Consider the following 18600-nt stretch of genomic DNA (forward strand, 5'->3'; position numbering starts at 1 on the left):
TCACGGGAGGGGCAATCAAAGGGCATAAACCGTATTTGTGCCTTTTGATTGCTCAATTACTGCGTATTTTAAGGGGCGATAAAATTTGAAATTATTATATAAATATAAATTAGTAAAAGAGAGTAGTAGTACAGTTAAAATGCTTATGCTCTCCTTGTTGGGAATAATTTTATGCATAACCTGTTTAATGGGTACAACGTGGTCTTGGTTTAACGACAACGTTACCACTTCTATTCAAAGTATAAAAGCAGCCAATTACAGTATTACCGTTGATATTCAAGACAGAGAAGCACTGGAAGACGGCAAATATAACCTTTCTGAAATGATAGAGGGAAAAGGTTATATGGTTACTGTAAAGGCAAGCGGTTCGGCAAGTACAGGGTATTTTAGAATATCCGGGCCGGATGGTTTTGCTCCATTATATAGTACTCAGTTAGCACCAGGAGAAGATATTACTTTTACATTTTATCCTAGTATAACGGGGGAATACTCTTTTGAAAGTGCATGGGGAACTTATATTGGAGAAAATACAATTAAAGATTCTGATATAATAGGAACACCAAAACAATCAGAAGAGAACATTGAGGCTATGGAAGAATTGGGTGACACAGAAATATCGAATGATCCGGTAGATTCTCCATCTGTGCCTGAAACAAATGAAGAAGAAAATTTAGATAAAGATTTAAATGAAGATTCAGAGGAAGAAATAAATAAAGATTTAGATGGAGAATTAGACGAAATAACTTCTACTGTTCAGCCATCTGAAGTTCCTGATGATACAGAAGAAACGTTTGGAAATACTGAGCAGAACCAAGAATAATCAAACAGAAACCCGGCATTCATATGTTTGAGTGTCGGGTTTTTGGTTGAACAAAAAGTGAAATACTCACATTTTGTTCGCATCGCTTTTAGAAAGGTGAAACCGTCTATATTTATTTGCTAACCAAATGCTAACATTTTGCTAACGAAACCTAATAAATCATAGTAAATCTATGTTAAAGATATTACACCTAAGACGAGTGAAACATTGATTTGATGCAGTTTCGTTCCACTATGGGGATATATATTACACTTCAAAACCATATGGGCGGCATGATGTAATCTGCTTCCCCCATTTAAAGAAGTATCCTACAAGTTGAAAAACTTGCGGGATGCTTCTTTTTTTGGTTTTTAATGGTGAAAAAAGGATGTACAGACACCATTTAAAAATACATAAGTTAACTTGCACTATAGCAAACAGCATTAGCGACGATATCTTAGAAACTAACAATGAATATTGTAGTCCCTTTTATAAAGGATGAATTCAACAAGAACTTTCCATTAACTATTAATCATCGAATTTTCTCCACTTAGGCACCAATAGGTATATAAAAAAATAAAATGGAGTTGAGTAAACAATTTCAACATATTCTTTGCGAAAAGGAGCTATCAACTTGGAAAAGAAGTCAAGTACAACAAAGATGGTTATTGTGATGAGAAAAGATTTACAAATGACAAAAGGGAAATATGTAGCCCAAGGAAGTCATGCTTCTTTAGGGGTTGTGAAGTGGATTGAATATAATGGAACTGAAAATCACAAACAAATTTTAAACAAATGGTTTAATGAAACATTTGTAAAAGTGACTGTTTATGTAGAAAGTTTGGATGAATTATATTCGATTTATCACCTTGCGAAAGAAAAAGAATTACCTGTAAGACTTATCACCGATAACGGATTGACCATGTTCAACGGTGTTAAAACAGATACGTGTCTTGCTATACTTGGCGAGAGAGGGAAAGTGGATGACGTAACTGGTCATTTAAAATTATTATAAATCTTGTAATGATATAGTTTTTGCTTACGTAATCCCATACAATACTGAAAATCACCGTTAAAGATGTTGTACCTCAAATATAGCGAAACCTCAATAGAAGGTACTTTTCGCGCACTTCATTAAAGATTTTACACAATTTCATTCTTAGGGCGGCCATTATGATGTTTAGAATCCGACGTTCGTTAAATAGTAGAATAGGATGATATAAAAAAAGCGCTCCTAGTGTAGCGATGCAGTCCTAACTTACGGATCCAATACACTAGGTACGCTTCTTTTTCTTTATATACATTACGTATATTAAAAATATTAAGAACATTGATGTTGGTTTAAATGGCCTTCTAATAGTTGTTTATAATGCTTTGCTTTCTTATATTGAGTAACTTTGTATAGATATTCAGCTGGATGCTTAGCACTGCTAACAGCGTATACAGCGTTCATATATTCTATGTTAAGTTGTGATTTAGTTTTATTGTCAATTTTGATTGTATTCATGGTAACACCTCATAAACTATTAATTAACTATAACGGAGTATACACCAAATTTTTATCGATTTTTTATATCTAACAGCCTTGTTAGGATGCGAAAAGTCTTTGTTATTTTCCAGAGTTGTGGTTGTTTTTTGAATTTTTAATTATAAAAAAGGATGCAGTACAAGCAATCTTTAATAGTTATGATAAAAGTATTTTCGACTAGAGTCCTCCTTTATTTAGAGATGACTATTAGGTTCAAGTTGTATTACCTATTAAGTTGAAACAGTCCTCTGGGTTACTCCTCAATATTTCTATATTTTACATATCGCCCAGCTCAGCAGTTTCCTGTTACCCTAAGATAATGTGGATTATTTTCGTTAACAAACTAACGACGGCGTTTATTGAATTATTTTTTCATTTAATCTTAATAATCCATGTAATCATTAGGAAGATAGGAAGATGTCAATGGAACAAAAATATTTAAAAAAGGGCGGGCTTATTGCTTTCATCGCGCTATTATCGATGACGCCTCCTCTGGCAACAGACTTATATATGCCTTCGTTGCCTGAAATGACAAACTATTATCAAACAACCTCGTCAGTTACAAGCTATACAATGACGATATTCTTTATTTTTATGGCAATTGGTATCCTCATTCTTGGCCCGATGAGTGATAAGTACGGACGAAAGCCAGTCCTGTTGGGCAGTATCCTTGTGGCACTGACCTTTAGTATCATCTGTGCAATTTCACCGTCGATTTGGATCTTGATTGCAGCCCGGGCAATTCAGGCATTTGGTGCAGGAGGGATGGTTGCCATCTCTACAGCTTTGATTAAAGACAGCTTCGAAGGAAAAGAGATGTCTAATGTTTTGTCAATCACGCAGGCGATCGTTCTGCTTGCTCCAATGCTAGCGCCTATTTTGGGCGCGGTTATTTTAGCCTTTTTCAGCTGGAAGATGACATTTGTTGCTCTAGCTGCTCTATTCCTAGTATCACTTATAGGAGGATTTCTTTTAGAAGAAACTTTGCCGCAGGAAAAGCGAGTATCTGGCAGTACATTTAAATCTATCTTAGGGCTTACAAGTATTGTGAAGGATAAGAAGTTTACCAGCCTATTGCTTGTTGTTGCTCTCTTAATGGCACCGTTTATGGCATATCTAACACTCGCTTCATACATTTATATAGATGGATTTGGCATCTCGGAATCTGCCTTCAGCCTTTACTTTGCCGGTGCAGCTTGTATAGGTTTGATTGGACCATTTCTTTATATGCGTGTTGGTGGCGGTTCGATAAAAAAATCGATCAATATCGCCTTTGTAATTGTCACAATATCTATCTGCCTGCTCTTCTTAGTAGGTTCCATCAGCCCATTTGTATTTCTTGTATGCTATGTGCCCTTCACGGTTATCACGACATATCTCAGACCGATGGTGTCAAATACGCTATTATCTATGCAAAAGTCAAATGTCGGAGCAGCTTCAAGTCTAATGAACTTTGGCTTTACAGTGATCGGCAGTGTAGGGATGATGGTTGGGTCACTCCAGTGGGGAGATTATATTAATGGCTTGAGCATGACAATGCTGATTTTCCTCGTTTTATCCTTGTTATTATGGATCTATTGTTTGCAAAAAAAAATTATTACGGATTAAAGGCTTGATTTTAATAAAAGAGTTGCCACAGGATGATGTCTTGTCGGCAACTTTTTTTTATTTGGATTATTGGCCATCTCAAAAACCTAATTTATTTTCCGCTGTACTTAGTCTTTGGATAATTTAAATTGGGTCAAGGTGAAAATTTCCGGGCTTCTTCTGCTGTCTTTTTTGCATAAATCCATATTTCTGTAAAAGACTAATTCTGATAAGAAAGGGGAGAAGATTGAATGCATTATGGATATATTGGTCCTGGTACACACTCTGGCCAGCTCGTACAAAAAAAAGGACGCTATATAACAGGATTTTCTGTGGGGATTTTATACCTAGATGAAGATTCCTATCCGGTTATTCCCGGCAATGTCGCAAATTATTCAACCTACCCTTTTCCCGTCCATTATAAACTGGTTCCGGGCTGTACGGGTCAGCGTCTTTTAAATAATGATCGAACACTGGAAAAAGGGATTATTGATGCAGCTATGCAACTTCAAAGTGAAGGAGCAAAAGTTATTTCAAGTGCGTGTGGGTTCTTTGGAAACTTTCATAAGCAAATAGCAAATGCATTAGAAATTCCTGTCTATCTGTCTAGCCTCGTTCAACTGTCTATGATTCAGGTTGGATTAAAGCCAGGACAAAAAATTGGTATATTAACAGCCTATGAAAAAGGATTGACGGATTCCCTTTTGAAAACGTGCGGAGTTACAAACAGATCTAATTTGATCATTGGTGATTTGAGCCAGGGAGAAGAGTTTTCATCCATTTCGAATGGAGCAGGTACGTTTAATAATGAAAAGCTGAGGGATGAGGTTGTTAAAAAAGCAATTGAGATAAAGGAAAAGCATCCTGAAGTCGGAGCCATCTTATTAGAATGCAGTGACCTGCCTCCCTATGCATTTGATATCCAGCAAGCAGTGCAGCTGCCTGTGTATGATTTTATTACACTCATTAACTGGGCACATTATGCAAATAGCCAAAGCCCATATTATGGATTTATTTAATAAAGTGAATGAGTGAAGACAAACACAAGTCCAAAGAGCTTGTGTTTTTTAATATTTATCTTTGCTGGCCTTATAAAATTATATTATTTTTCTGTATCTTATGGCAAACAAGAGAGAGCAATATGAGTCAAAAAAATGGAAGTAGAAAGCACTTTCATGAAATGATTTTTTCTTGTTAGTATACTAGTATAATAAAAGGTGTTCCAAAAAGATTCCTCTAGAACACTGACTTCCGGGAGTGTGAACAGTAGTGAAAAATAGGGCGAGGGATTTTTATCAACCTAAAGTGTTGAATGAATCCATCTTGGCTTTTTATCGTCTTCAAGGATTGAATAAACATATGACTGGGTTTCATCAATTCGAATCACACAGTACATATGAGATTTATGTACTTGAAGAAGGGCAATGCAATTATTTTATTCATAATAAAATATATGATCTGCAGCCAGGAGATATCATTCTTTTGGATGGATTAACTTTGCATAAGTCAAATACCACATCTCCTGATACCTATGTACGGAGTATGGTTCATTTTTCTCCAGTGTGGTTGGAGAGTATGTTGTCTGTAATAGGAATGCCAAATCTTTTGGATCCTTTTCAAAAGCTGAATAACTGTATACTGCGGACAGGATTTGATTCCTCAGGTCAGTATGTGGCTGAGAAAATTAAGTGGCTTGAAAAGCAGTTGGAAGCTATAGACGAGGAATATAAATGTACAGGTAAAATCAATGTCCTATTGGAAACTGAACTGAAGGTTGAATTTCTTCAACTGTTGATAAAAATTTATAAAATGAGCGAATGTCAACAACTCCGAGTCGTACAGAAGAAAACGGAAAAAAAGCGACATGCTGAAAACATTGCCTCGTGGATTAATCAACACTACTGTGAAAAAGTCAGCTTGGAACGTATTGCTAAAGAGTTAAATTTAAATAAGTACTACGTTTCTCATGTTTTTAAAGAGGTTACCGGATATACAGTCATGCAATATGTAATGGAATGATTAGAAGCAAAATGTAATTTAGTATGCTCACAATTGAGCAATATCTGTTAGATTTTAGAAGATTATAATAAGGATGGGAACATAGCATTCTTATAAGAGAAATAATGTGTAAATAAGGAATTTTTTCACTAAATATGCTCAAAGATGAGCAAACTTTAATGGATTAAGGAGGAAAACAAATGAGTATGAGAGAACCAGCACTCCAACAGGAGGAACAAGTTGAATCTAATTCAGTAAGACCATTCGGATTACGAGATAAAGTCGGTTATTTGCTGGGTGATTTTGGAAACGACTTCTTTTTCTTGCTTGCCAGCACATTCTTAATGGTATTTTATACAGATATTTTCCATATTAATGCTGCAACAGTCGGGGTATTATTTATGGTTGCCCGACTTTGGGATGCATTTGCTGATGTGGCTTGGGGCCGATTCATTGATACAAGACCAGCGACGAAACATGGAAAGTATAAACCATGGGTTCTGCGCATGTCTTTCCCACTAGTATTCACAGGTGTTTTAATGTTCACGACAATACCTGGTATGTCTGATGGTTTCTACCTGGCATGGGCATTTGTGACTTACATTGTATGGGGTACATTGTATGCGACTGTTAGTATTCCATATGGATCAATGGCATCCGTTATGACAGCTGATTCTGTAGAACGTACTTCATTATCAACATGGCGTACAGTAGGGGCAAGCTTAGCAGGTTTAATTATCAATGTTTTGGGACCAGTGATTGTGTTTGTAGACAATAAAATTGATGCAAACCGTATGTTCATGGCTGCGGCTGTGTTTGGCGTTTTGGCAATTGCATGTTATTTCGGTTGTTATAAACTCTCTACAGAACGTATCGTGGCACCGACAAAAGAAGTGGAAAAAGGTGCTTTCCTTCGCTCCATGAAAAGCTTAATGACTAATAAACCATTTGTTTGGGTCTTGTCAGCTTCGCTTATAGCTATGTTAGTACAATACCTACTAACTACTGTTAATATTTATTTGTTTAAAGATTATTTCGGAGATGCATCTGCTTTAAGTTTGATTGGGGCAATACAAATGGTATCTATGTTTTTATGTCTTCCATTAGTAAAGCCGTTAGTTGCGAAATTTGGTAAAAAAGAAACAGCTTTAATCGGTATGTCAATTACTACTATTGTCTATACACTATTATTTTTCTTAAAAGGTCTGTCAGCAATTCAATTTGTGGCCTTTGCGGCAGTGGGTACATTTAGTATGTATCTCTATAACTTTGTGACTTGGGCCTTCATTACTGACGTTACGGATTACCATGAATATAAAACTTCAATGAGAGAAGATGCGACCGTTTACTCTGTCATTGCAATGGCAAGAAAAGTAGGTCTTGCTTTAGCTGGCGGTATCGGCGGTGCTGCAATTGCCGCTGTTGGTTATGATGCAACACGTGGAACACAAACACAAGAAGTGCTAGATGGAATCTATGCGTTAGGTACAATCGTACCAGCCATTCTTTATGGTCTAGTTGTTTTAGTCTTGTTTATGTATCCATTAAATAAAAAGAAAACAGCTCAACTTGCTGAAGATTTAGCAGCGAAAAGAGCAAACAATTAATCAGTTGAATCATCTAGGATAAAAGATTGGACCGAATTACTCCATTCGGTCCAATCTTAAATATTTTTATTGCGGAGGATCCAATAATGATAGAGTTAAAGGAAAGAGCGGTAACGGTAGATTTAAAAGCAAAACCTTTTAATTTAACAGATGAAGCTATTAAATGGGTTGAAGAAACCATTGCTAATATGACAATTGAGGAGAAAATCGGTCAGTTATTCGTAAACATGGGTGCTAGCCGTGATGAAGAGTACTTAAAAGGAGTATTAGATAGCTACCATATCGGTGCGGTTCGTTACAACCCGGCTACAGCTGAGCAAGTATACGATCAAAATAAAATCTTACAAGAAAATAGTAAAATACCTTTATTAATCGCTGCAAACACGGAGAACGGCGGAAATGGCGCTTGTATAGATGGCACATATGTAGCAAACCAAGTTAAAATTGGTGCTACAAATGATCCTAAGTATGCTTATGAATTGGGTAGAGTATCTGGTGAAGAAGCAGCTGCTATCGGATGTAACTGGAGTTTTGCACCAGTTGTTGATATCGACATGAACTGGAGAAACCCAGTAATCTCTACTCGTTGCTATTCCAATAAAGCAGAGCAAGTTTTAGAATACTCTTTAGAATATATGAGAGGAATTATGGAAAGTGGTGTAGCTCCGGCTGCTAAGCACTTCCCAGGGGATGGTGTAGATGAAAGGGACCATCACTTATCATTTGCTCCAAACACATTAACAGTAGAAGAGTGGGATAACACATTCGGAAAAGTTTATGGAGGATTAATAGAAGCTGGACTACCGTCTATCATGACAGGACATATGGCTTTACCGGAATATGTACGTCATTTCAAACCAGATGCGACTATTGAAGAGTTAGCAACACCAGCAAGTTTAAGTAATATCGTATTACAAAATCTATTAAGAGATAAATTAAACTTCAATGGTGTAATCGTATCTGATGCTTCCCATATGGTAGCTATGACATCTGCTATGAAGCGGAAAGACATGCTTCCTACAGCAATAGCTGCTGGTTGTGATTTATTCTTATTCTTCAATGACCCAGAAGAAGACTTCAAGTGGATGATGGAAGGATATGAAAAAGGAATTATCACTGAACAAAGACTTGAAGAAGCATTAACTCGTATTTTAGGATTGAAAGCTTCTTTAGGATTGCATGCAAAAGCTAAGACTGAAATTTTACAGCCAAAAGAAGTAGCAATGGCTAAAATGAGAACAGAAAAAAATATGGCTATTGCACCGGAAATTTCAGATAAAGCGATCACATTAGTGAAGAATAAACAGGAATTATTACCAATCAATCCAGAAAAGAATAAGAAGGTTTTACTTGTTGAAGTAAAAGGACCAGAATCCGCATATGGTAAGTTAATGGCTGCTATGACAGCTGGTAAGAAGAAACCAATCGAATTAATGAAGGAACTGCTTGAGAAAGCAGGATTCGAAGTTGAAATCTACGAATCACCAATCGATAAGCTGATGAAACTTCCTCCACAAGAAATGATGGGTGCAATCATGAACGTATACGCTCAAAAACGCCCAATTGCTGAACTGACAAATAATTATGATTTAATCATCAACATAGCAGATGTAGCACCGACTACAGACCAACGTATACAATGGGCTCCTCTGAAGGGAACTCCAGATATACCGTTCTATGTAAATGAAGTACCGACTATCTTTATTTCTTTACAATGCCCGTTCCACTTGGCAGATGTACCGCAAATTAAGACATATATTAATGCATATGATAGTCATGATCATACGGTGACTGCGATCGTTGATAAATTATTGGGACGTTCAGAATTCAAAGGTGTAAGCCCTGTTGATGCATTCTGTGGATTTATCGATGCACAACTTTAATTAGAATTTTTTATAAAAATTCGTTGATTGTGCGATTTAAATCATAATCTTTAAATAAGAAGGTAGTTAGAGCGAGGTTAACTTAACTGAACTTAACTATCTTCTTTACTTTTTATAAAGAGTGAATAGTGTACTAGTAGAGAGGAGTGATAATGAAATATGGTAAAAATGGTATCCAGATTATCTGGTGAGAACAATAATAGCTATGCATACAGAGCCATAAAAGAAGGAATCGTATCATTGAATTTACTGCCTGGACAATTATTGAGTTTGGGAGAACTAACAGAGGCTCTTAACGTCTCAAGTACACCTATTAAAATTGCTATATGGAAGCTTCAGCAGGAACACCTCGTAGATGTAATCCCCCAAGTAGGATCCTATGTTTCAAGAATCAATTTGGAATTAGTTGAGGAAGCAGCATATATGTGGTTCGACTTAGAAAAAGAATACTTGAAATCAGCTTGTCATTCTTTTTCTAAAGAACATATGAATCAGTTGAAGATGAATCTTATTCTTCAAGAGACGCTGTTGGGTCAAAAGGACATAATGAATCAAAAAGAGCTGGCCAGGAAATTTAATGAGTTGGATGATCAGTTTCATTCGATTATCTTTCATGCACATCATAGAACTAATACATGGAAAGCAATTTCTCATATGACGCTGGATTATCACCGAATGATTAGCTTTAGCCAACATCCTTTTGAACAAATGATTGCCGAACACAAAGAAATTATTTCCATAATCGAAAATAAAGAGATAGAAAGAGTAGAAAGAGCTCTTGAAAAACATATATTTAAACCAATAGATGATTGGAGAAATGTATATAAAGAGGAAGTATGTTAGAAAAGTGTTAGTGAAATGAGAAAGAAAGCATTACACAACTGAAAAAGCCTCAAAACAAAGATATCCAAATATAAATGGATGATATATCGATTTAATCATGTTGAAGCTACCCAAAAGTTTCGAAAGGTTAATCTAACCAATAAAAAGAGTTGCCAGAAGAATATTTCCTGACGGTAACTCTTTTTATATTTGATGGGTTTTCCAACATGCTTAGATTATACAATCAAGTCTATGTTTCAATGTCTAACCTTTAACGGGATTGTGTAAAATAAATATTTCCTATATCAATATAATTTTAGGTCTCAATACGTATTAGCAAAATAAATCAAAAAACTTAAAAAAGTAAGCACTTTCATGTAATGAATTTTATTTATTGATATACTAGTATAATAAGTAGGTGTTCTAAAGAATGCCCTTTAAGAACGCTGACTTCCGGGAGTGTGAAAAGTAGTGAATAAATGGGCAAAGGATATTTATCAACCTAAAGTTTTAGATGGATCTATTTTGGCTTCTTATCGTCTTCAAGGATTAAATACAGATGTGACTGGATTTAATCAATTTGAAACACATGGTACATATGAGATTTATGTCTTTGAAGAGGGGCAGTGTAATTATTTTATTCATAATAAAATGTATGACTTACAACCAGGAGATATCATTCTTTTGGACAGATTTACTTTACATAAGACAAATACTGTTTCTCCTGATACCTATGTAAGGAGTACCATTCATTTTTCACCAGCTTGGTTAGGGAGGTTATTTCCTGTTTTGGGCATGCCAAATCTTTTGGACCCTTTTCAAAAGCTGAATAACTGTATTTTGCGAACTGGATTTGATGCTTCGGGTAAATATGTTGCAGAGAAAATTAAATGGTTCGCAAAGCAACTGGAGATAATCGATCAGGAGTTTCAATCTACAGGTAAAATAAATTCGATATTAGAAACAGAACTGAAAATAGAATTTCTCCAACTATTGATGAAGATTTATAAAATGAGCCAATGTTCACAGCTGCACGTCGAACAAAAGAAGACAGAAAAGAAACAGCATGCTGAGAATATTCTCTCATGGATTAATCAGCACTATTGCGAAAAAATCAGCTTAGAACGTATTGCAAAAGAGTTTAATCTAAATAAATACTATGTATCCCATGTCTTTAAAGAGGTTACTGGCTATACGGTCATGGAATATGTAATGGAATGCAGACTGATTCAGGTAAAGTATTTATTGGAAATGAAGCTTGATCAATCACTGGAAGACATATTCCGCTCGACGGGTTTTGGAAGTGCCGCCCACTTCAGTCGCTTTTTTAAAGAGAGAATTGGGATGACACCAACTAGTTATCGGAAAATGAAAGGAAGACAAACTTTTGGTTAATTATGCTCAGTACTGAGCAATCTAAATTTTCTATATCAAAAAGTTAGAAAACAACACTCATACCAATTTATAAGTAACTTTGATTGAATATGCTCAATATTGAGCAATATCTCGATTTATGTAACAAAGAAAGAAGAACACAATATACATACCAAATTATAAATAAAACTTTAATAAATTATGCTCAATATTGAGCAAATGTAAGGCTGTTCCGTTCATAAGAGTAAACACCCTTCTATCTTAAGAAAAAGAAGGTATATGTTTAGTTAATTATGCTCAATACTGAGCAAATTATATTTGTTGGATAGATTAAGGAGGATAACTAAATGAGCATGAGAGAACCAGTACTCCAGCAGGAGGAACAACTTAACTCTAGTACGGTAAGACCATTCGGCTTACGAGATAAAGTAGGCTATTTACTAGGTGACTTTGGAAACGATTTCTTTTTCTTATTAACTAGTACATTTTTAATGGTATTTTATACAGATATTTTCCATATTAGTGCTGCAACAGTAGGGGTATTATTTATGGTCGCTCGACTATGGGACGCATTTGCTGATGTAGCTTGGGGACGTTTTATTGATACACGACCAACAACAAAAAATGGAAAGTTTAAGCCTTGGATATTGCGTATGTCATTCCCATTAGTATTTACAGGTGTTTTAATGTTCACAACCATTCCTGGAATGTCAGATGGATTCTATCTAGCATGGGCATTTGTGACATATATTGTTTGGGGTACATTATACAGTACAGTTAATATTCCTTATGGATCAATGGCTTCTGTTATTACAGCTGATCCAGTTGAAAGAACAACATTGTCTACATGGCGTACAGTAGGTGCTAGCTTAGCAGGTCTTATTATTAATGTTCTTGGACCAATGATTGTATTTATTGATAACAAAATTAGTGCAGATCGCATGTTCATGACAGCTTGTATCTTCGGTGTGTTAGCAATTGCTTGTTATATTGGTTGCTACAAACTTTCAACAGAACGTATTGAGGCACCAGCAAAAGAAGTGAAGAAGGGTGATTTCCTGCGTTCTTTGAAAAGCTTAGTGAAAAATAAACCATTCCTATGGGTACTAACAGCATCACTCATGACTATGTTAACATCTTTTATTGTTATGGCAGTTAATACGTACTTGTTCAAAGATTATTTCGGTAATGCAGCAGCGCTAAGTATAATTGGACTTGTTCAAATGGCGTCAATGTTCATTACAGTTCCATTAGTTAAGCCACTAGTTGCAAAGTTTGGTAAAAAGGAAATCTCAATTGTCGGAATGGCATTTGCAAGTGTTATATACATTGCGCTATTCTTCTTAAAAGGTATTGAAACAATGCCGTTTATCGCTATTGTAGCACTAGCTATGATGGGCATGAGTTTCTATAGTTTTATTACTTATGCATTCATTTCAGATGTTATTGACTATCATGAATACCTAACATCATTACGAGAAGATGCAACGGTTTATTCTATTGTTTCTATGTCTAGAAAAATAGGACAAGCAGTAGCTGGTGGTATCGGTGGGGTGGCAATCGCCGCTGTTGGTTATAATGCTACATTAGGTACGCAACCACAAGAAGTATTAGATGGTATTTACATGCTAGGTACATTAGTGCCGGGTGTATTATACGGAATCATTGCAGTTGTTTTATTCATGTATCCTTTAAACAAGCAAAAAACAATTGAATTAAGTAAAGAATTAGAAGCAAAACGTAATGCAAATAGTTAATGAATTGAAGATTAAGGATGAATTATTGGCTCTAATTGGTATGAATAATCATTAGAGCCAATTCTAGATATTTTACGGTGGAGGATTTAGTTAATGATCGACTTAAAGGAAAAAACAATGATGGTAGATTTAAAAGCAAAACCGTTTAATTTAACAGATAAAGATATTAAATGGGTAGAAGATACAATTGCAGAGATGACAATCGAGGAAAAAATCGGTCAGTTATTCGTAAACATGGGAGCCAGCCGCGATGAAGAGTACTTAAAAGGAATGTTAGCTACTTATCATATCGGTGCCGTTCGTTACAATCCAGCTACAGCTGAACAAGTATATGACCAAAATAAAATCTTACAAGAAAATAGTAAGGTTCCTCTATTAATAGCTGCAAATACAGAGTGCGGTGGAAATGGTGCTTGTATAGATGGTACATATGTAGGTCATCAAGTAAAAATAGGTGCTACAAATGATCCTAAGTATGCTTATGAATTGGGGAGAGTATCCGGAGAGGAAGCTGCTGCTATCGGGTGTAACTGGAGCTTTGCACCAGTTGTTGATATCGATATGAACTGGAGAAACCCAGTAATATCTACTCGTTGCTACTCCAATAAAGCAGAGCAAGTTTTAGAATACTCTTTAGAATATATGAGAGGAATAATGGAAAGTGGTATAGCTCCAGCTGCTAAGCACTTCCCTGGAGATGGCGTAGATGAAAGGGATCATCACTTATCATTTGCTCCAAACACGTTAACAGTAGAAGAGTGGGATAATACATTCGGAAAAGTATATGGAGGATTAATAGAAGCGGGATTACCTTCTATCATGTCAGGACACATCGCTTTACCGGAATATGTACGTCACTTTAAACCAGATGCAACGATTGAAGAGTTAGCAACACCATCAAGTTTAAGTAATATCGTCTTACAAAATCTATTAAGAGATAAATTGAACTTTAATGGTGTAATCGTAACGGATGCTTCTCACATGGTAGCGATGACATCTGCTATGAAGCGCAGTGAGATGTTACCTACAGCTATAGCTGCTGGTTGTGACTTATTCTTATTCTTCAATGACCCGGAGGAAGACTTCAACTGGATGATGGAAGGCTATAAAAAAGGAATCATCACTGAAGAAAGACTTGAAGAGGCATTAACTCGTATATTAGGATTGAAAGCATCTTTAGGATTACACACAAAAGCTAAAACTGAAATTTTACAGCCAAAAGAAGAAGCCATGGCTAAAATCGGAACAGAAGCAAATAAGGCTGTTGCACCAGAAATATCAGATAAAGCGATCACATTAGTGAAGAATAAGCAGGAATTATTACCAATCAATCCAGAAAAGAATAAGAGGGTTTTACTTGTTGATGTAAAAGGACCAGAATCTGCTTATGGTAAAATCATGGCTGCTATGTCGGTTGGTAAGAAAAAGCCAATCGAATTAATGAAGGAATTACTTGAAAAAGCAGGTTTTGAAGTTGAAATATATGAATCTGCAATAGATAAGATATTAAAACTTCCACCACAAGAAATGTTAGGTGCAGTCATGAACGTATATGCTCAAAAACGTCCAATATCTGATTTAACAAGTAAGTATGATTTAATCATAAACATAGCAGACGTACCACCAAGCACAGATCAGCGTATTCAATGGAATCCTTCAAAGGGAACTCCAGATATACCGTTCTATGTAAATGAAGTACCGACAATATTTATATCTTTACAATGTCCATTCCATTTAGCAGATGTACCGCAAGTTAAGACATACATAAATGCCTATGATAGTCATGAACATACATTATCTGCAATAGTTGATAAATTGTTAGGACGTTCAGAATTTAAAGGTGTAAGCCCTGTCGATGCATTTTGTGGATTTATCGATACAAGAATTTAATGAAGTGTTTATATAAATAATAGGTTTTTAGATTATGTAATTTAAAACATCATTTCATTTCTGCCGTAGGTAAGAAGATAGTTAGACGGAATTTAACTATCTTCTTTACTTATATAAAGCTTTGAACAGAGACTAGCAGTGTTTTCTCTAATAGGAGTGAGACTAAGTATGGTGAAAATGTTATCAAGGTTACCAGGTGAGAATAATAATAACTACTCGTATAGAGCAATTAAAGAAGGGATATTATCATTAGAATTACTGCCTGGACAGTTATTGAGTGTTGGAGAACTGACTGAGGCATTAAAAGTATCAAGTACGCCTATAAAAAGTGCGTTATGGAAACTACATCAAGAGCATCTTGTAGATGTTATTCCACAAGTTGGGTCATATGTTTCAAGAATAAATTTGGAATTGGTTGAAGAAGCGTCGTTTATGTGGTTTGACTTAGAAAAGAAATATTTAAAATCAGCATGTAATTATTTTTCTGAAGAGAATGTTGATCAGTTAAGGAGAAATCTTGATCTTCAAGAAATACTGTTGATTCAACAAAACACACTGAGTCCAAAAAAGATGACTAGACAATTTAATGAATTAGATGATGGCTTTCATTCGATTATCTTCCGAGGCCATCATAGGGATAATACTTGGAAAGCAATTTCACGTATGAATATGGATTATCACCGAATGATTAACTTTAGCCAACATCATTTTGAACAGATGATTGCTGAACATAGAAATATACTTTCTATAATTGAGAATAAAGAGATGGAACGAGTGGAAGATACTCTTAAAAAACATATATTCAAACCACTAGATTATTGGAGAAGGTATAAAGAAGAAATCTGCGAGAAGAATGAGCGCAAAATATTCATGGCTACAACATGATCTTACGTTAACGTAATAAAAATTACAAAGAAGCCTCTCAAAAGCTACGCACTTTTAAGGGACTTCTTTTTAAGTTATTAACATAAAAATGTCGATTGTAATTTTTATAATATTAAAGAGTCTTTAGTGTCTTTAATGCACGATGAATTATTAATCAGTAAGATCTACAACAACTTTAATCGTTTCATTGGCAGCGATAGCTGTGTCAAAAGCCTTTGAAAGGTCGTCTAATTTATAGACTTGCGTTACCATTGTTGCGATTGGTGTTTTTTTCTTCTCAATATGATCAACAACACGTACGATATCTTCATGTGTATATCCGCTTGCACCAATAATTTTTACTTCTTTACTCATAATATCCGAGAAACTTACTGGTACGTCTTGTTTGTACACGGCAACAATGGCAAAACGAGCATCAGGTTTTGCCATTTTGAATGCTTGTTCAAATAATGGAGGAGCACCGGCAGCATCAATAAAAGCATCCACATTTGGAAGTGGAAAACCATAGTATTCAGCTGTGCCGAAATATTCAACAAGTGTTGTGGCTAGATCCTGTTTAGTGGTATTGATTGTTTTCGCACCTAATTCTTGAGCTTTAGCTAAACGCCAATCATTGATATCTACTACAACCACATCTTTAATACCTTCTCCGATCAAGCCGGCAGCAGCTGATAATCCGATCGGACCGGCACCAAGTACTACGATATGTTCACCTGGTTTAGGGTTAGTTGAGAAAGCACCATGAAAACCAACGCTCATCGGCTCCATTAATGCCGCTTCTTCAGGTGTTACTTCATCTGAGAAAGTGTATAAGTTATGATTTAAGGCTGCATCTTCGATGACCACAAATTGAGAAAATCCGCCTGCTTCACAAGAAAGTGCCTTACCAACTCGTTTAGCGGTAATCGGATTCACCCCAACGCGCATTCCAACTTGAATGTCCTTTACCTCTGAACCAACCTCTGCGACTTCACCGAAAAATTCATGCCCAAATTCTTTTTCATAACGGATGCCCATATTTCCGGCACCAGCTTTTACAATATTTATATCTGTACCGCAAATACCACAACGCAATGTACGCAATAATACATCCTTCGGTCCGATTGTTGGCATTGGTAACTCTTCAACTCGTACATCATTTAAGCCATGATAAACTCCTGCTTTCATCTCATTCACCCCAATTTTTATAAGTATACTTAATTTTATGACAATTAATATACCAGAGCAATTTGGAACCTTTTATATGAACAATAAAAATGTTACTAATCTCCCAAAGATATTTATTATAGGTGGTAATATATGTATATAGTATTTGAAATCTATATATCTGTAATTTCTATTAATTATTGACAAGTAATCAGTATTGCTATTGGTATTGTTTGTAAACGGATTTATCTCAAAATTATTAATGAGACCGACAGACTCTCCGAAACCTGAGTAACTGAAAGAAACTTTATTTTAAAAAATTAAAACCGGAAACGGAATAGCCTCGTCAATATTTAGGAAGGGGGAGAAATAGTGGATGAAATAACAATGGAACACCTCGTTATTGAGGAAAAGGAGATCATCATCGACGAACTGATGGACCAATATGGGCAAGAAATTTTACAACTCTCCTATTCTTATGTGAAGAATCGTGAACTTGCTGAGGACCTTACCCAAGATATCTTTGTAAAATGCTATCAATCCCTTCATACATATAAGGGGAAATCAAAAATTAGGACATGGTTGTGGAGAATAGCTATTAATCATTGCAAGGATTATTTGAAAAGCTGGTACAAAAACCATGTCTTCCTCTCAAGTGATGAATACATTTATTCTGGTGAAAGTGGGCATAGCACTGAACAAGCGGTTATTCGGCAAGATGAAGAAGAACGTCTGGTGCATTCTGTTATGCATCTGCCGATTAAATATCGGGAAGTCATCTATCTTCATTATTTTGAGGAGATGCCCATTCGTGAAATGGCGCAGGTACTATATATTAATAACAATACAGTGAAAACGAGACTCCGCAGGGCGAAGACACTTTTAAAGGATAGTTGGGAGGGATATAGCGAATGGAAGAACGGTTGAAGGGTCTTAAAAAGGCTATGAAGGAAACTTGCATGCGGGAGCTAGATTTCTCAGAAACTATGAAAAAGCGCATTCATAAGTCCATCGCAAAAGAATCATTCAGCGAGCAGGATATGTTCATTAACCTCCTCCAGCTTCTTTTAAAGGAAAGGACAGGCTTTGAATTAACAAGGCTTCTTGCAGTAAGAGGCATAAGAAAGTATGAGGACCAGGAAGGTTCTATATATGCGTTTTTGCATGAACAGGAGCTAGCGGGAATCATTACGGCTTCATGGGGATCATCAGGAGAAAAAAAGTATCAGCTGACCGACAAGGGGAGACGTGCGCTTGAAAAGTCTGATGAACGAGTATGGCTAGCTAGTCTTACCTTGAGAGGACAGGCGGAGAGGTGATCAGA

General features: G+C 35.8%; 16 protein-coding genes. 14 read left to right on the forward strand and 2 right to left on the reverse strand.

The window, feature by feature from the left end; genetic code table 11:
* Positions 1 to 85 precede the first annotated feature (85 nt).
* Together F7984_RS01465 and pth2 are read left to right on the forward strand one after the other, a co-directional pair.
* Positions 86 to 820, forward strand: coding sequence for a hypothetical protein (locus tag F7984_RS01465; RefSeq protein WP_140462259.1), 735 nt, complete (start codon positions 86 to 88; stop codon positions 818 to 820).
* A gap of 613 nt (positions 821 to 1433) precedes the next feature.
* Positions 1434 to 1814, forward strand: coding sequence for an aminoacyl-tRNA hydrolase (gene pth2, locus F7984_RS01470; RefSeq protein WP_217491090.1), 381 nt, complete (start codon positions 1434 to 1436; stop codon positions 1812 to 1814).
* Between the two features lie 306 nt (positions 1815 to 2120).
* On the opposite strand, the gene F7984_RS01475 is transcribed toward pth2, so the two are convergent.
* On the reverse strand, positions 2121 to 2306 hold the full coding sequence (locus F7984_RS01475; RefSeq protein WP_066109956.1) for a hypothetical protein: 186 nt from the start codon (positions 2304 to 2306) through the stop codon (positions 2121 to 2123).
* Between the two features lie 444 nt (positions 2307 to 2750).
* On the opposite strand from F7984_RS01475, the gene F7984_RS01480 reads away from it, so the two are divergent.
* The 10 genes from F7984_RS01480 to F7984_RS01525 all read left to right on the forward strand — a co-directional run bounded on the left by F7984_RS01480 (position 2751) and on the right by F7984_RS01525 (position 16130).
* Positions 2751 to 3935: a Bcr/CflA family efflux MFS transporter gene (locus tag F7984_RS01480; protein ID WP_181162054.1), complete on the forward strand. Its 1185-nt coding sequence runs from the start codon at positions 2751 to 2753 to the stop codon at positions 3933 to 3935.
* A 230-nt stretch (positions 3936 to 4165) separates the two neighbouring features.
* Positions 4166 to 4933, forward strand: coding sequence for an aspartate/glutamate racemase family protein (locus tag F7984_RS01485; RefSeq protein WP_140462261.1), 768 nt, complete (start codon positions 4166 to 4168; stop codon positions 4931 to 4933).
* A gap of 250 nt (positions 4934 to 5183) precedes the next feature.
* A complete protein-coding gene (locus F7984_RS01490; protein ID WP_140462262.1) occupies positions 5184 to 5933 on the forward strand; it encodes an AraC family ligand binding domain-containing protein in 750 nt (249 codons plus the stop codon).
* A 179-nt stretch (positions 5934 to 6112) separates the two neighbouring features.
* Positions 6113 to 7519: an MFS transporter gene (locus F7984_RS01495; RefSeq protein ID WP_308810556.1), complete on the forward strand. Its 1407-nt coding sequence runs from the start codon at positions 6113 to 6115 to the stop codon at positions 7517 to 7519.
* Positions 7520 to 7605: 86 nt separating this feature from the next.
* Positions 7606 to 9402, forward strand: a complete 1797-nt coding sequence (locus F7984_RS01500) for a glycoside hydrolase family 3 protein (RefSeq protein ID WP_066109952.1) — start codon at positions 7606 to 7608, stop codon at positions 9400 to 9402.
* A gap of 159 nt (positions 9403 to 9561) precedes the next feature.
* Positions 9562 to 10245 carry a GntR family transcriptional regulator gene (locus tag F7984_RS01505; protein ID WP_066109948.1) on the forward strand — a complete coding sequence of 228 codons (684 nt, stop codon included), beginning with the start codon at positions 9562 to 9564 and terminating at the stop codon, positions 10243 to 10245.
* A gap of 450 nt (positions 10246 to 10695) precedes the next feature.
* Positions 10696 to 11619: an AraC family transcriptional regulator gene (locus tag F7984_RS01510; RefSeq protein ID WP_066109945.1), complete on the forward strand. Its 924-nt coding sequence runs from the start codon at positions 10696 to 10698 to the stop codon at positions 11617 to 11619.
* 326 nt (positions 11620 to 11945) lie between these two features.
* Complete coding sequence (locus tag F7984_RS01515) at positions 11946 to 13355, forward strand: MFS transporter (protein WP_066109943.1); 1410 nt, start codon at positions 11946 to 11948, stop codon at positions 13353 to 13355.
* A gap of 93 nt (positions 13356 to 13448) precedes the next feature.
* Positions 13449 to 15245 carry a glycoside hydrolase family 3 protein gene (locus F7984_RS01520; RefSeq protein ID WP_217491089.1) on the forward strand — a complete coding sequence of 599 codons (1797 nt, stop codon included), beginning with the start codon at positions 13449 to 13451 and terminating at the stop codon, positions 15243 to 15245.
* Between the two features lie 168 nt (positions 15246 to 15413).
* On the forward strand, positions 15414 to 16130 hold the full coding sequence (locus F7984_RS01525) for a GntR family transcriptional regulator (RefSeq protein ID WP_066109938.1): 717 nt from the start codon (positions 15414 to 15416) through the stop codon (positions 16128 to 16130).
* Between the two features lie 150 nt (positions 16131 to 16280).
* Here F7984_RS01525 and F7984_RS01530 read toward each other — a convergent pair whose 3' ends face one another.
* The gene (locus tag F7984_RS01530) at positions 16281 to 17297 is read right to left on the reverse strand and encodes a zinc-dependent alcohol dehydrogenase (protein WP_066109935.1); all 1017 of its coding nucleotides are present in this window, start codon (positions 17295 to 17297) and stop codon (positions 16281 to 16283) included.
* Between the two features lie 351 nt (positions 17298 to 17648).
* On the opposite strand from F7984_RS01530, the gene F7984_RS01535 reads away from it, so the two are divergent.
* The gene (locus tag F7984_RS01535) at positions 17649 to 18203 is read left to right on the forward strand and encodes a sigma-70 family RNA polymerase sigma factor (protein WP_140462263.1); all 555 of its coding nucleotides are present in this window, start codon (positions 17649 to 17651) and stop codon (positions 18201 to 18203) included.
* Complete coding sequence (locus F7984_RS01540) at positions 18188 to 18595, forward strand: PadR family transcriptional regulator (protein ID WP_140462264.1); 408 nt, start codon at positions 18188 to 18190, stop codon at positions 18593 to 18595. Before F7984_RS01535 ends, F7984_RS01540 begins: the two co-directional genes overlap by 16 nt.
* Positions 18596 to 18600 lie beyond the last annotated feature (5 nt).

The organism is Pradoshia sp. D12 (assembly GCF_008935075.1).
Taxonomy (GTDB): domain Bacteria; phylum Bacillota; class Bacilli; order Bacillales; family Pradoshiaceae; genus Pradoshia.